This is a genomic window from Corallococcus sp. BB11-1 (genome assembly GCF_026626625.1).
Classification (GTDB): Bacteria; Myxococcota; Myxococcia; order Myxococcales; family Myxococcaceae; genus Corallococcus; species Corallococcus soli.
This window is the reverse complement of sequence record NZ_JAPNJY010000031.1, coordinates 359,283-373,616: the sequence shown is the minus strand read 5'-3', so window position 1 is coordinate 373,616 and position 14,334 is coordinate 359,283. Positions and strand designations below refer to the sequence as shown.

The window sequence follows — 14,334 nt, the reverse complement described above, 5'->3', positions numbered from 1 at the left end:
TCCACGATGATGCCGAGACGAGAGCGAAGGAAGTACACGCCGGAGTTCAAGGCCCGGGTGGTGAAGCAGGTGCTGGAGGAGGGCAAGTCCCGGGCGCAGGTGGCCAAGGACCTGGACCTGACGCGCAGCGCCCTGGAAACCTGGGTGAGGCAGGCACGAACCGATGCAGGCCAGGGGCCGTCCGGGGCGCTGACGACGGGTGAGAAGGAAGAACTCGCCCAGCTGCGCCGCGAGGTACGCCAGCTGCGGATGGAGCGTGAAATCCTAAAAAACGCGGCGGCCTTCTTCGCCAGGGAGAGCACGTGAGGTTCGCGGCCATCCAGGAGAAGAAGGCGAGCTACCCGGTAGCCCTGCTGTGTCGTGTGCTGGAGGTGTCGCGAGCGGGCTACTACGCCTGGGAGGGGCGGGAGGCGTCCGCCCGCCAGAAGGCCAATGCGGCGCTGGCGGAGCGAATCCAGCAGGTGCACCAGGACAGCCGCCGCACCTACGGCAGCCCGCGTGTGCGCGCCGAGCTGAAGGCGCAGGGGCAGCACGTAGGCCGGCATCGCGTGGCCCGGCTGATGCGCGAGGCCGGGCTGCGGGCCCGTCGGCGCCGGCGCTTCGTGCACACCACGGACTCCAAGCACGGCCTGCCGGTGGCACCCAACGTGCTCGCTCGCGACTTCAATCCATCCAAGCCCGACCGGGCTTGGGTGACGGACATCACCTACGTGCCCACGCGAGAGGGCTGGTTGTACCTGGCCGTCGTGCTGGACCTCTTCAGTCGGCGCGTCATCGGCTGGGCCATGGACCGATGCATCGACCGGCACCTGGTGCTCTCGGCCCTCGACATGGCGCTCAAGGGCCGCCGTCCCCCCAAGGGGCTGTTGCACCACTCGGATCGCGGCAGCCAATACGCCAGTGAAGACTACCAGCGAGCCCTCGCCGCCCGCGGCATCCAGTGCAGCATGAGTCGCAAAGGCAACTGCTGGGACAACGCCGTGGCGGAGAGCTTCTTCTCCACCCTGAAGACGGAGTTGGTGCACGAGGTAGACTTCCTGACGCGCGAGTCCGCGAAGTCCGCCTTGTTCGAGTTCATCGAGGTGTTCTACAACCGCAAGCGGCGGCACTCCTCGCTCGGCTACGTCAGCCCCGTCGAGTTCGAGAAGGCCGCCTCACAGGTGCCGTTGGCTGCGTAACCCACCTGTCCACGAAAACCGGGCAAGCTCACATGGGCCCTACCTTCTATCCTGACGGTGCCAGGGTGGCCCTGACTCCATGAGTCACGACTACGTCGAGAACGCTCGCCACAATCAATCCTTGAACCTTGCGGAAACGCTGGAGGCCCTCGCGCAAGCGCACGAGCCCTCGGCCGAACTCTTCTCGAATGCAGCGGTGTGCTACCGGGTATTGGCGCTCTGCACCCTGCTTCAAGACTCGGACATGGAAGGATTCGCGGACCTCCTCTGCAAGTCCGGACAGGCACGGCTCGCCTTGCTGGAGCGTACATCTCAAGAGGAGCAGGGCTGCGAACCGGGATTCCTGCTCGCCAGTGACAACTGCGGCTTCAGTGATGCGCTGGCCTCCGGTGACCTGGACGCGGCTCGTGCCATCGCACGCCTTTCCCCGACGCGGCATGCGCAGGACCTCGAATACGAAGAGGACTTTCTCTTCTCCCGCTTCCTGCACCTCTGGATGCTCGCGCCCCGAGACATCGCGGGACTGGAACTGACGCTGGAGCGCTGGGCGATCGTGGTGGAGCAGGGCGACCCGGACATGCGATTGCACGCATGTCGTAAGCTGATGGAGAAGGATCCGGATCGTTTCTCCCAGGCGCTCCAGACGCTCGTGGCCGAACGCAGGCGTGAGTATCGCGCCTATCGCAAGCAGCTCGACTTCGACGAGGAGGTCGCGGCGACGACGGGGAGGGTCTACCTCGACGGGCTGGCGCTCCTGCGGCTCGCGGAGCTGGAGGGTCTGGGGCCCCTCCCTGCGTATGAGCTGCTCCCCGAACTCGCGAGGATTCCACTCGGAACACCGCTGCCTGGACCGCAAGCGTGGCGGGCGGGATGAGCCTCAGTTCGGGAATGACATGGCCTACGTTGGGATATTGCCAGGCTGAACGGCCCGGCGAAGCCCACCCGGCAGCTGACGATTCACGCCGACCGCGGCTCCTCCATGACGTCCAAGCCCGTGGCCCTGCTGATGGCGGGCCTCGGCGTGACGAAGACTCACTCCAGGACCCACGTCTCCAACGACAACCCCTTCAGCGAGGCCCACTTCAAGACGCTGAAGTACCGGCCTGACTTTCCCACCGCTTGGGCTGCCTTGAGGACGCCCAAGGCTGCTGCGGCGACTTCTTCCGCTGGTACAACAAGGAGCACCACCGCGGGGCTGGATCTGCTGACGCCCCACGACGTGCACTACGACCACGCTGAAGCGCGTCTCGCGGCCCGAGCCGACGTGCTCGCGGCGGCCTACGACGCCCACCCAGAGCGCTTCTCTCGCGGCCCACCGAAGCCGCAGGCCCTACCGAACGCCGTCTGGAGCAACAACCCCGCGCGGATTGCCAACTCACATCAGGCTGCGCAGTAATCTCACGAATCCACTGTCTCATTCACGTTGGCAGGTTCCGTTGCCCTGACCGGTTGAGTGTGCCCTCCCTCTTCTTGCATCAATGGTTGTTGTATCCATGCGACTCAAGTGCTTGTCGGCAGATGGCCTGAGGACGTTGGCCATCCATGTCTTGCGCGCCGAGCTGCCGGGTGCGAGGAGAGGCGTCGTTCATTCCCTGGGGGGATGGTCCATCCTGGACTCCATCCTGCTCCTCGGTGGGGGACACTCAATGCAAAGTCGTCCTGGTGTGCTGGGGTCGTGGGGGCTGGGTGTGATGCTGGCCTTGTCGCTGGGGGCGTGCGGTGTGGAGGCCCCGGAGGAGAGGGGAGCGTCGCAAGGGGATGACGGGGCGTTGACGCGTGAACGTCCGGAGGCCTTGTTGATGTGGGACCCGTATGCGGACGCGGTGGCGTCGGGCACCACGGCGACGGTGCTCAACGCGGGCGCGGCGCTGGGCGCTCCGGACGGGCAGGCCGCGACACTGCTGGGCTTGCTCAACTCGGCGCTGGTGCTGGACCTGGGCCAGGGCGAGGAGGGCACCGGCGACCTGCGCGTCTACTACAAGGGTCTGTCATTGGCGCTGGTGGCCCAGGTGGACTTCCTGAAGGCGGATGGGACGTTCATTGGCTCCAGCCCGTTGCACCTGGTGGAGCTGGGCCTGGGGACGCACGTGGCGGTGGCGAGGTACCCGGGGAACGTGCCCTATCGCTACGTGCGCCTGAGGGGCGCGGTGCTCGCGCTCTACCTGGTGGACGCGGTGGAGACGTCGCTGCGGGTCCTCTGTGGTGATGGGGTGCTGGGCGGACCCGAAGTCTGTGACGACGGCAATCAGCTCTCTGGAGACGGCTGCAACAGCGTCTGCGAAGTGGAGCCGGGCTACACCTGCACGGGACAGCCGAGCGTCTGCGACAACAACTCAGCGCCCACGGTCGAGGACGTCCACGCGACCACGCCCGAGGACACCTCGGTGGACATCACCCTCCCCGCGGCGGACCCGGATGGCGACGCGCTTGCCTTCGCCTTCACCACGCCGGGCCATGGCACGCTCACGCTCTCAGGGGCCACGGTGACGTACACCCCGAACGCGAACTTCGCCGGAGAGGACGCCTTCCAGGTCACGGTCTCCGACGGAAGGAAGCAGGCAACGGCCACCGTCTCGGTCACGGTGACCCCGGTCAATGACGCGCCCGTGGCTGCCTCCGCCACGGTGACGGTGGGCTACAACACGTCGACGCCCATCACGTTGGCGGCCACGGACGTGGACGGTGACGCGCTCACGTACACCGTGACGACTCCCCCCGTTTACGGGACCCTGTCCGGGACGGGCGCCCAGTGGCTCTACACGCCGGCCGCGGACTTCCAGGGGGAGGACCCGTTCACCTTCACGGCCAGCGATGGCGCGCTGACCTCCAACACCGCCACGGTCAGCGTCACCGTCAGGGGGCCGCCTGTCTGCGGGGACGGCACCGTTGATTCGGGTGAGGTGTGTGACGACGGCAACCGCGTCGCGGGGGACGGCTGCCGAGCGGACTGCCAGGGCGTGGAGCTGTGCGGCGACGGCCTGGTGGACAGCATCACGGGAGAGCAGTGCGACGATGGCGGCACGACCCCCGGGGATGGCTGCGATGCCGCTTGCCAACTGGATGCCTTCTCGAATGTGCCCCCCACGCTCGTCAGCGGGACGCTGAGCTGCACCACGGCCAACACGAACACGGGGCGCAAGGTGGCGGTGGATGCACTGGGGCGCTTCTACGTCGTCATGAGGTGCGATGGCGCTGTGCACGTCAGCGTGAGCGTGGACCGTGGCCAGACCTGGGTGGGGCCCACTCCCCTGGGAATCACCAACGCGGCGGAGGTCGCGATTGAAGGCGGCCCCACGGGAGTCGCGTACGTCGCGGCTACGGCGAGCCCGGGCGTGGTGCTGTTCACCCGGACCGTCGACGCGGGAGCGAGCTGGGAGGCGCCGCGAACCCTCAGCGCGGCGGCCAACGCCACCGTCAGCCTGGATTCCAGGGGCGACGCCCTCTACATCTCCGTCTCGCGAGGCGGCGCAGGGGTCCGCGTCCTCCGGAACTTCGCGCGAGGCGCGAACGACTTCAGCGCGACGGACGTGGACCAGAACAATGCCTTCTTCGACGTCCTCGTGGACAAGATCAGCGGAGAAGTCTTCTCGGTGAGCGACGACCCCTCCTTCCGCATCCGTCGCAGCAGCGACCAGGGGACCAGCTTCGGCCCGCAGAGCTCCCCGCCGGGGCAGGCCTTCTTCTCGGACTGGACGGGCTCCAACGGCTTCATCTACGTCACGGGCTCCAACGGGGACAACAACGTGGACGTCATCCCCATGTCCGCGACGGGGACGAGCACCCAGGTGCCGGGCCTCCCCACGGACGTCGGTCCCGGTTCCCTCCGGACGATTGACGCGGATGCGCTCGGCAACGGCTACATCGCCACCCAGCGGGGGACGGGCGACATCCAGTTGGACCGGATGCTCGTGGGGGCCGCCATGATTCTGGCCACGGATGTCAGGACGGTGGGGCTGGGCGCCGCGCCAGCGGTCGCGGCGCTCCCGTCGAACGGCGGCGCCCTGGTGGCCTACACGAACGGCACCAGTGTCTACGCCTCGGTGGTGGTGTACTGACTCCACTGAAGCCCTGATGCGCGCCTCCCTGCTCTGTGGGAGGCGCGCATGCAGTTCGCCGTGGCCATGGTGGGAGTCGTTCTTCCCGGCGCCCGCGAAGTCGCCGCTACCAGAGGTTGCGCCCGTCCAGGAACACCACGCGCACGGCGTCCAGGTTGAAGTCGTCGAACAGCCGCGAGTTGAGCCCGACCTTGAACCTGCCGGGGACGATGGCGTCATTCTCGAAGAGGGGGACGTCCGTCCAGGTGCCACAGCCGCAGGTCTGGCAGTGGTGGTGCGCGACGGGCGCGTTGCGGTCGTACGTGCCCACCTGCTCGCGGCTCGTGAACTTCACCTGCTCCGGTGCGTAGTAGGCCCAGAGCGGCCCCCGCTTGGAGCAGAACGTACAGTTGCAGCGGGTGACCTCCTCCGGAGGCGCGGTGACCTCGAACCGCGTCGCACCGCAGTGACAGCTTCCCTTCAGGGACGGGGTTGCGCTCATCCCGCCATCATCAACCCGGAGCACCCGCGCCAGGAGCATGGGGAGGCCGCTCTGTCGGTGCTGCGACGCTCGATGCCCGCTCCGCCGCCTTGACAGGGGGAGGGGGGGCTGATGAGGATGCAAATCATTATCAACACTGAGCGAAGAAGCCGGGACGTCGGGTGCCCACGATGCTGAGTCTGGCCGCGCTGGCCTTCTGTGTGTCGGCGGTGTCGTGGCTGGGCGCGGGACGTCAGGGGCGGTGGCTCGCGGCGGTGCCGGGGCTGGCGTCGCTGGGGTGCTGCCTCGTGGGCTTCGGTCCGGTGGCGGGGCTGCTGGTGCTGTCGGTGCTCGCGATGACGGCGGCCTCGGCGCTGGTGCTGTGGCTTGCTCCCCGGCCCCACCGCGCGCGCTCCGTCGCTTGGGCGAGCGGGGCGGTGGGACTGGTTCCCCTGGTCCTGATGCGGGTGGGGCAATGAGCGCGGAGCGCGCCGACAAGGCCGCGAACCACTCCGTCGCGCGGACGCTGGCGACCGTGGTGGGCGCGCCGCTCGCGGCGTTCGCGGTGGGCGCGGGGGTGATGGCCTTCCTTCCCATGTCGGGGCCATGGGCGTTCGCGCTGGGCTTCCATGCGGTGTTGCCCGTGTGGGTGGGGCTGGCGTGCGCGCTGCCCCTGGCGAGGAGTGGGCGGGTGGCCTGGGGCGTGTGTCTGGCGGTGATGGTGCCCGTGGCGCTCGCGCTGGCCGTGCGGGGTGCGCGATGAAGCTTTCGCCCCGCACCTTCCGCATCCAGTACGACCTGCACGCGTGGGCGGGCGTCATCGCCAGCCTCTTCCTGTTCGTCATCTTCTTCTGCGGCGTCTTCTCGATGTTCCGCGAGGAACTGGAGCTCTGGCAGGACCCCGCGCTCCAGGCGGCCCCGTCCCTGGAGGGCCCTGCGTCCTTCGACGCGATGCTCGCGCGGGTGAAGGAGCAGGCGCCGCTCCCGGTGGGCTCGCGCGTGGGCCTGCTCTCGCACGAGGACACGCGGTTCATCACCGCGTACCTCTTCGAGCCCACGGGGCTTCGCGTGCTGTGGCTGGACCCCGTCACCGGCGCGGCGCTGCCGGAGCGCAGCCGGCTGGCCAGCGAGCTGTACTGGATGCACTTCTTCTACCGCGTGCCGTGGGGCATGGAGTTCTCGGGCGTGGTGTCCGTCGCGCTGCTCATGGCGCTGGTGAGCGGCTTGTGGATCCACCTGAAGGACCTGCGCGCGCAGTGGTGGCGCTTCCGGCCCACCGCGAAGCCGCGCTTCTCCGCGTCGGATGCGCACAAGGTGCTGGGCGTCTTCGGGCTGCCCTTCACCGCGATGCTCGCGTGGTCGGGCGCGGTCCTGTGCCTGTCCGCGCTCGCCTCCCAGGGCTTCGGCTCCGCCGTGTATGGCGGTCAGGCGGACCGGGTGGCGCGGCTTCGTGGACACGAGGAGCCATTGCGTGAGGCCGCCAGGAGCGAGGCGCCCATGCTGACGCTGGACACCGTCGTGGCCCGCGCCCGCCAGTCGGTCCCCGGCGCGGAGGGCGTTCCCCGCTACGTGGAGCTCCACCATTACGGTGATGCGAGGGCGTGGGCCGGCGTCTACTTCCAGCTCGCGCCCCTGGGGCCGGACCACTTCGCCCACGTGGACACGGTGAGCGGCGAGACGTTCGGCTCCAGCGCCGAGTCCCGCACGCCGGCCTTCACCTTCGAGCGGCTCCTCTTCGACCTGCACGCCGGCCGGTTCGCGGAGGCGCTGATGAAGCCGCTCTACGCGCTGCTCGCGCTGGCGATGTGCGCGGTGCTCATCACCGGCAACCTCGTGTGGCTGGAGCGCCGGGACCCGCTGCGAAAGCACCGGGGCCACCGGGCGCTGGAGCGGCTGACGGTGGGCGTGTCCGCGGGGCTCGCCTTCGGCACGGCGTTCTACTTCGCCGTGAACCGCGTGCTGCCGTGGACGCTGGCGCGGCGGGCCGACTGGGAGTTCGGCCTGTTCCTGGGCGCGTGGGCGCTCGCGGTCGTCTTCGCGTTCGTGCCTCGCGTCGTCCCCCGTCAGGTGGCCAGCGTGCTGTGCGCGCTGTCCGCGGTGCTGTTCGGTGGGGTGGTGGTGGGCGACGTGGCGCTCCGCGACGTGAACCTGTTCACGGCGCTGGCGCGGGGGATGCCTCCGGTGTTCCTGTCGGAGCTGCTGCTGTGCTGCATGACCCTGTGCTGCGGTGGGCTCGCGTGGGGTCTGCGCCGTCGGCGGACGGTGGAGGCCCTTCCGGGCGGGGAGGCTCCGGAAGGACCGCTCGTCAAGGCGTGACGGCTACCAGGTGTAGCCGACGTTGGCGGACGCGCGACGGCGCTCGCCGTAGAAGCAGGCCGCCGTGGAGCTGCACGAGGACACGTAGGTCGTGTCCGCGACGTTGGAGGCGTTGAGGGCCGCCCGCCACGGGCCGCGCTCGTAGTGCACGCCCACGTCCACCAGCGTGAAGCCCGGCACCTCCAGCGTGTTCTCGCGGTCCGCGTAGGACGCGCCCACGCCGCGCACGCCCGCCGCCGCGCCGAAGCCTCGCAGCGCGCCGTCCTGGAAGGTGTAGTCCAGCCACAGCGACGCCATCACCTCCGGCACGCCCACCGGGCGCTTGCCGAGCTCCAGCTCCGCGCCCTCCGTGATTTCGAGCGAGTACAGCGACGCGGAGCCGATGAGGCTCAGGCCGCGCAGCAGCGTGGCGTTGGCCTCCGCCTCGAAGCCGCGCGAGCGCACCTCGCCAATCTGGAGCTGGTTGAAGGCGCCGTCGGTGGTGACGAAGTTCTGGCGCTTCAGCTCGAAGAGGGACAGGCCCACCATCAGGCGCGTGTCCTCCGGCTGGAACTTCACGCCGGCTTCCAGCTGCTGCCCCGTCTCCGGCTCGAACAGCGTGCCGTCCGTCTTCGTGCCGGCCACCGGGCTGAAGGAGCGCGAGAAGCTCACATACGGCGCGACGCCGCTGTCGAAGCGGTAGAGCAGGCCCGCGCGGCCGCTCAGTGCGCTCTCGCTGCCGTCGTAGCTGGCGGCCGGGGTCAGCGCGTTGTCCACGGCCAGGCCCACCCAGTCGTGACGTCCGCTCACCACGAGGTCCAGGTGCTCACCGAAGCGCGCCTGGTCCTGGAGGTAGACGCCCAGCTGGTCCTGCGTGGAGCGGTTGTCCGTGTAGCGCGTCGTGGTGGGCGTGAAGTCGCCGCGCACGGGGTTCAGTAGGTCCAGCGGCGCGCCCGCCTCGTAGCCCTGCTCGTCGTCCAGCCGGTAGTGCTTGTAGTCCACGCCGGCCAGCACCGTGTGGTGCACGGGGCCGGTGGTGAAGCGCGCCTCGCCCTGGGTGTCCACGGTGAAGAGGTTCGCGCTCGGCAGCGTCACGAAGTTGCCGCGCGCCAGCTGGGCCTCCGCCGGGTCGCCCGCGTAGCCCACGCCGTAGAGCGTCTGGAAGTCCAGGTCCAGGCGGGCGTGGCGCAGGTTCTGGCGCACCGTGAAGGTGTCGTCGAAGCGGTGGGCGAACTCATAGCCCCACCAGCGCTGGTCGCGCTTGAAGCGGTCCAGGCTCTTGTCGCTGGTGTAGAGGTCGGTGGGGATGCGGCCATACGGCGCGTCCACCACGGTGCCCACGTAGGGCAGGAAGTTCTGTCCCCGGGTGCGGTCCGCCAGCAGGTTCGCGTAGAGCGTCAGCGACGTGCGCTCCGTGGGGGCCCAGGTGAGCGCCGGCGCGAGGAACAGCCGGTTGTTGTCGATGTCGTCCACCTGCGTGCCGCCGCCGCGCGCCAGCGCCGTCACCCGGTAGCGCCAGTGGTTGCCCGCGTCGATGGCGCCGCCCAGGTCCACGCCCGCGTAGCCGTTGGCGAACTCGTTGACGCCCACCTCCACGTGGCGCACCGGCCCGTCCGTGGGAGGGCGCTTGCCCACCATGTTGAGCAGGCCGCCCGGGGACGTGCCGCCGTAGAGCACGGACGCGGGGCCGCGCACGGCCTCCACGCGCTCCAGGCCGAAGGTCTCGATGCGCCAGGTGGCGAAGCTGCTGGAGTACAGCTGGAGCCCGTCCAGGAAGTAGCCGCCCTCCTGCGACGTGAAGCCCCGGATGAGGAACCAGTCGTTGCGCGAATCCGCGCCGAAGGTCTCCGAGCGCACGCCGGGCGTGTAGCGCGTGGCCTCCACCACGGACTGCACCTGCTGCGCATCCATCTGCGCGCGGCCCACCACCGACACCGCCAGCGGCGTCTCCAGCAGCGACGTGTCCGTCTTCGTGCCGCTGCCGCTGCGGCGCGCGGTGAAGCCCTTCACCGGCCCGTTGGCGCGCTCACGCTCCGCCTCCACGTTCACGGTGGGCAGGGTGAAGGTCTCCTCCGGATCCGTGGAGGCCGCCGGAGCCGGAGCGGGCGCCTCGGACGGGGACACGACGGGGGACGACTCCGAGGGCGCCGGGGACGCCGGCGGCACCGCGGGCTCCTGGGCCAGGGCCGACGAGGACAGGACGACCGAAGCGCCGAGCAGCGCTCCCGGGACGAGGCGGCGAGCGCGGCTTCGAGGCAGGATGGGCATGTTGAGAATGATTTGCGAAATCAAAGGGGGAGCCCGCCGCGTACCACGGCCCCCGTTGACGCGGCAAGGCGGGCGTGGCGCGGGAGGACGGTGACGCCCTCCCGGTCCTTTCCGCTGCCACACGCCCTGTCTGTTCTGGGCGCCCCGGGTGTGTTGCTACCCCGGAGCGCTCAAGCCTTCCACGTCACGACTCAGGCGCGCTCGACGCGGATGCGCGCGGGCAGGCCGTTGAGGCTGTCCTCTTCCTCGGTGCCCTTGAGGCCCTCGGGGCCGACGTGGATCTCCGAGGCCAGCGTCTCGCGGGAGATCTCCTCGCGGGCCGCGTCGACGACGCGCTTCACCCGGTCATCGCCGTCCACCCACAGGCGGATGCGGTCGGCGTAGCCCAGGTTCAGGTCCTTGCGGGCGCCCTGCACGCGCGCCAGCAGCTCGCGCACCAGGCCCTCGTCCACCAGGGCCTCCGTGAGCTGCGTGTGGAGCACCACCACGCCCACGCCCGCACCGGCGGCGGCGTAGCCGGGCTGGGCTTCCACCAGCGTCTCCAGCTCCTCGGCCGGGAAGACCATGTCCTCGCCGCCCACGTTGAGGGCCACCTTGCCCGTCTGGAGCAGCTCGTGGTGCAGCGCGCGGCCGTCGCCCGCGTCGAACGCCTTGCGCACCGGCGCGAGCTTGGGCCCCAGCCGGCTGCCCATGGCGCGCAGGTTGGGCCGCACGCGGTAGCGCACCACGTCCGCCTCCGGGCTGCCCGGCTCCACCAGCTTCACGGTGTGCACGTTCAGCTCGTCGGAGATGAGCTCCTGGTACACGGCCACGCGCTCGGTCAGCTCGCGGCGCGACAGGATGACGTCCGCGCGGGACAGCGGCTGGCGCACCTTGAGCTTGTTGTCCGTGCGCACCTTGAGGCCCAGCGACACCAGCTCGCGCACCGCGCCCATCTCCGCGGCCAGCCCCTCGTCGATGAGGCTCGTGTCCACGTCCGGGAAGCGCGCCAGGTGCACGCTCTCCGGCTGCGTGGACGGCCAGGGCTTCACCACCAGGTTGCCCCACATCTCGTCGGTGAAGAACGGGATGAAGGGCGCGGACAGCGCGGTGATGGTGGTGAGCGCTTCGTACAGCGTGAAGTACGCGTCCTGCTTGTCCTGTTCGAAGCCCGGCGCCCAGAAGCGCGAGCGGCTGCGGCGCAGGTACCAGTTGGACAGCGCGTCCACCAGCGCCACCATCCGCTGGGCCGCGTCGTACACCTGATACGTGTCCAGCGCCCTGGACACGTCGCGCAGGGTGAGCTGCACCTCGGAGAGGATCCACCGGTCCAGCACGGTCCGGTCCTTCACCGGGCGCCAGCCCTCGCTCTTGCGGATGGCAATCCACGGCGCTTCCTTCGCGCCCGCGTTGCCCTTCGCCGGGTTGAAGCCGTCGATGTTCGCGTAGATGGTGAAGAACGAGTAGACGTTGCGCAGCTTGACCTGGAAGTCCTTCTGCAACAGCCGCACGTTCGCCAGCGAGTGGCGCGTGTTGGACCAGGTGGGGCTCGCCGCGTAGAAGAACCAGCGGAACGCGTCCGCGCCCGGGGCCTTGGTGGCGGGGTCCTTGAGCACCACGCGCTCACCGGCAGGCAGCCGGGGCACCTCCACCGGCATCACGTCCGCGCCGCGCGCGGAGGGCTTCACGTCCAGCGCCTGCAGCTCCGCCGGGGCCAGCAGCACCACGCGGCGCTTGAGCTTCTTGTGCACCTTCACCGTCACGGTGACGGCAGCGTCCGGCCGGTCCGCGCGGAAGAGCTGCACGCGGGCGCCCTCCTGCGTGTCCAGGCCCTCCAGGTCCTCGCGCGCGATGAGCGCCACGCCGGGCTCCGCCGGGACGCCGGCCTCCGTGGCGGTGAGCACCGCGAAGTCCATGCGCACCTCGTCCAGGATGATCTCCGGCGGGGTGTAGTTGCCCTTGGACTTGGACTCCTTCTTGCCCTCCTTGTCGGAGACGTGGCCCAGCACGATGCAGCTCTTGTAGGGCATGGGCCACTCACGCTTCGGCGTGAGCCCCATGCGCTTCTGCGTCTCCTCGTCGAAGACGAGCGTGCTGACCATCAGCAGCGAATAGAACCAGCCGCGCGTCTGGTCGATGGCCTCCGAGATGAAGTCCGCCGGGAACGCGCGGTTGAAGGTCTCCTGGGAGCCCGCCGCGTGCGGGAAGCCCCACTGCGCGAAGGGCATGCAGCCGGAGTCGAACCACACGTCCACCACCTCCGGGACGCGCTGGAACTTCCCGCTGGTGCCGGCCTTCTCGTAGGTGACCTTGTCGATCCACGGCTTGTGCACCAGCAGGTGCTCCGCGTTGGCCTCGTGCGGCTTGCCGGCGAGGAACGCCTTCAGCTCCGCCTCCACGGCGGCCACGTTGTTGCCCGGCTTCTGGCGCAGCTCCGCGATGGAGGGCACGGCCTCCGTCTCACCCGTCTCCGAGTGGATCCACAAAGGCAGCGGCGTGCCCCAGTAGCGCTCGCGCGACAGGGCCCAGTCCACGTTGTTGGCCAGGAAGTCGCCGAAGCGGCCGTCCTTGATGTGCTCCGGCACCCAGTTGACGTTCTGGTTGTTGGCCTTGGCCTGCTCGATGACGGACGTGGTGCGGATGTACCAGGCGGGCCGGGCGTACTGGATGAGCGGGTCCTCGTCCGCGCGCCAGCAGAAGGGGTACTCGTGGCGGTACTGCTCCGTGTGGATGAGCAGCCCGCGCTCCTTCAGGTTGCGCTGAAGGTCCTTGTCCGCGTCCTTCACGAAGCGGCCGGTGACGAGCGGCACCTCTTCGGAGAAGGTGCCGTCCGGCTTCACCGCGCAGCGCATCTCCAGCGCGTCCGGGTTCTTGAAGCGCAGGCGGTCCTTGCGGAAGGCGTCGTAGTCGTCCTCGCCGAAGGCGGGCGCCGTGTGCACGATGCCCGTGCCGCTGTCGAGCGTGACGAAGTCCGCGGCCAGCACGCGCCAGCCCACGGAGTCCTCGCCGCCGTCCTTGAGGGGCAGCGTCGCGTTGGCGTCCTTCGCGAAGTAGGTGTCGAAGGGCGGCGTGTAGCGCTTGCCGACCAGCTCCTGGCCCTTCTGCGTGGACAGCACCGGCAGGTCCTTCTTGAGCTTCTTCGACAGCTCCTCGCGCAGCGCGGCGGCGATGATGAGCTTGCGGTCCCCGGCGTCCACGGTGACGTAGTCCACCGACGGGTTGACGGCCGCGTACATGTTGGACGGCAGCGTCCAGGGCGTCGTCGTCCAGATGAGCAGCGCGGTGTCCGGCGCGTCACGCAGCGGGAAGGCCACGTAGACGCTGGGGTCGTCCACCGTCTTGTAGCCCAGGCCCACCTCGGCGGCGGACAGCGCGGTGCCGCCGCGCGGCCACCACCACACCACCTTGTGGCCCTGGTACAGCAGGCCCTTCTTGAACAGCTCGGAGAGCGCCCACCACACGCTCTGCACGAAGCCGCGGTGGTAGGTGACGTAGGCCTCGTTCAGGTCCACCCAGAAGCCGATGCGCTGGGTGAGCCGCTCCCACTCGGCCGTGTAGCGGAAGACGGATTCGATGCAGCGCTCGGTGAAGGGCTCGACGCCGTAGCGCTCAATCTCCGCCTTGCCGTGGATGCGCAGCTCCTTCTCCACCTCCACTTCCACCGGCAGGCCGTGCGTGTCCCAGCCCGCCTTGCGCGGCACGTAGTGGCCCCGCATCGTCTGGTAGCGGGGGAACAGGTCCTTGATGACGCGCGTGAGGACGTGGCCGTTGTGGGGCAGGCCGTTCGCGGTGGGCGGCCCTTCGTAGAAGACGAAGCTCTTGCCCCCTTCGTTCGCCTTGAGCGACTTTTCGAAGATGCCGCGTTCCTTCCAGAAGGCCAGGACGCGGCGCTCCTCGGCCGGGAAGTCCATCTCCACGGGGACCGCGTCGAACAGGGACGAAGGCTTTTCAGACATGGCCGCTTGATACCACCGGACAGGCCCGCTGGCAGTGAATCCAGGCCCTTGCGCCCCGCCCTGACGGACGGTGGACAAGTTGGGTTTCACTGAAATTCATGTAATCCGTGGTGGACTGGTGGCACCTTGGCCGCTTCCCGGGC

9 protein-coding genes and 1 pseudogene are annotated in these 14,334 nt (G+C 69.3%); 7 read left to right on the top strand and 3 right to left on the bottom strand.

What is annotated here, in order from left to right:
- Positions 1-9: 9 nt before the first annotated feature.
- The 4 genes and pseudogenes from OV207_RS27585 to OV207_RS27570 all read left to right on the top strand — a co-directional run bounded on the left by OV207_RS27585 (position 10) and on the right by OV207_RS27570 (position 5,233).
- Positions 10-1,178 (top strand): IS3 family transposase gene (locus OV207_RS27585; RefSeq protein WP_267552771.1). Its coding sequence is split into 2 segments (ribosomal slippage): positions 10-265 and positions 265-1,178, totalling 1,170 coding nucleotides; the frame shifts between segments, so codons are not numbered across the junction.
- A 79-nt stretch (positions 1,179-1,257) separates the two neighbouring features.
- Positions 1,258-2,052 (top strand): hypothetical protein, encoded by a 795-nt coding sequence (locus OV207_RS27580; RefSeq protein WP_267558038.1) that lies wholly within the window; start codon positions 1,258-1,260, stop codon positions 2,050-2,052.
- Between the two features lie 72 nt (positions 2,053-2,124).
- A pseudogene (locus OV207_RS27575) lies at positions 2,125-2,574 on the top strand (integrase core domain-containing protein); the annotation flags it as partial.
- A gap of 250 nt (positions 2,575-2,824) precedes the next feature.
- Positions 2,825-5,233: an Ig-like domain-containing protein gene (locus OV207_RS27570; protein WP_420715267.1), complete on the top strand. Its 2,409-nt coding sequence runs from the start codon at positions 2,825-2,827 to the stop codon at positions 5,231-5,233.
- 106 nt (positions 5,234-5,339) lie between these two features.
- Here OV207_RS27570 and OV207_RS27565 read toward each other — a convergent pair whose 3' ends face one another.
- Complete coding sequence (locus OV207_RS27565) at positions 5,340-5,714, bottom strand: GFA family protein (protein ID WP_267558036.1); 375 nt, start codon at positions 5,712-5,714, stop codon at positions 5,340-5,342.
- A gap of 170 nt (positions 5,715-5,884) precedes the next feature.
- Between OV207_RS27565 and OV207_RS27560 the strand changes: the two genes are divergently transcribed.
- From OV207_RS27560 to OV207_RS27550, 3 genes are read left to right on the top strand one after another with little or no spacing between them, the layout of a single operon-like run.
- Positions 5,885-6,172 (top strand): hypothetical protein, encoded by a 288-nt coding sequence (locus tag OV207_RS27560; RefSeq protein ID WP_267558153.1) that lies wholly within the window; start codon positions 5,885-5,887, stop codon positions 6,170-6,172.
- The gene (locus OV207_RS27555) at positions 6,169-6,456 is read left to right on the top strand and encodes a hypothetical protein (protein WP_267558035.1); all 288 of its coding nucleotides are present in this window, start codon (positions 6,169-6,171) and stop codon (positions 6,454-6,456) included. The genes OV207_RS27560 and OV207_RS27555 overlap by 4 nt, the downstream gene beginning before the upstream one ends.
- Positions 6,453-8,009 carry a PepSY-associated TM helix domain-containing protein gene (locus tag OV207_RS27550; RefSeq protein ID WP_267558034.1) on the top strand — a complete coding sequence of 519 codons (1,557 nt, stop codon included), beginning with the start codon at positions 6,453-6,455 and terminating at the stop codon, positions 8,007-8,009. The genes OV207_RS27555 and OV207_RS27550 overlap by 4 nt, the downstream gene beginning before the upstream one ends.
- A 3-nt stretch (positions 8,010-8,012) precedes the next feature.
- Here OV207_RS27550 and OV207_RS27545 read toward each other — a convergent pair whose 3' ends face one another.
- Both OV207_RS27545 and ileS read right to left on the bottom strand, forming a co-directional pair.
- On the bottom strand, positions 8,013-10,256 hold the full coding sequence (locus OV207_RS27545) for a TonB-dependent siderophore receptor (RefSeq protein WP_267558033.1): 2,244 nt from the start codon (positions 10,254-10,256) through the stop codon (positions 8,013-8,015).
- A gap of 191 nt (positions 10,257-10,447) precedes the next feature.
- Complete coding sequence (gene ileS / locus OV207_RS27540; protein WP_267558032.1) at positions 10,448-14,191, bottom strand: isoleucine--tRNA ligase; 3,744 nt, start codon at positions 14,189-14,191, stop codon at positions 10,448-10,450.
- Positions 14,192-14,334 lie beyond the last annotated feature (143 nt).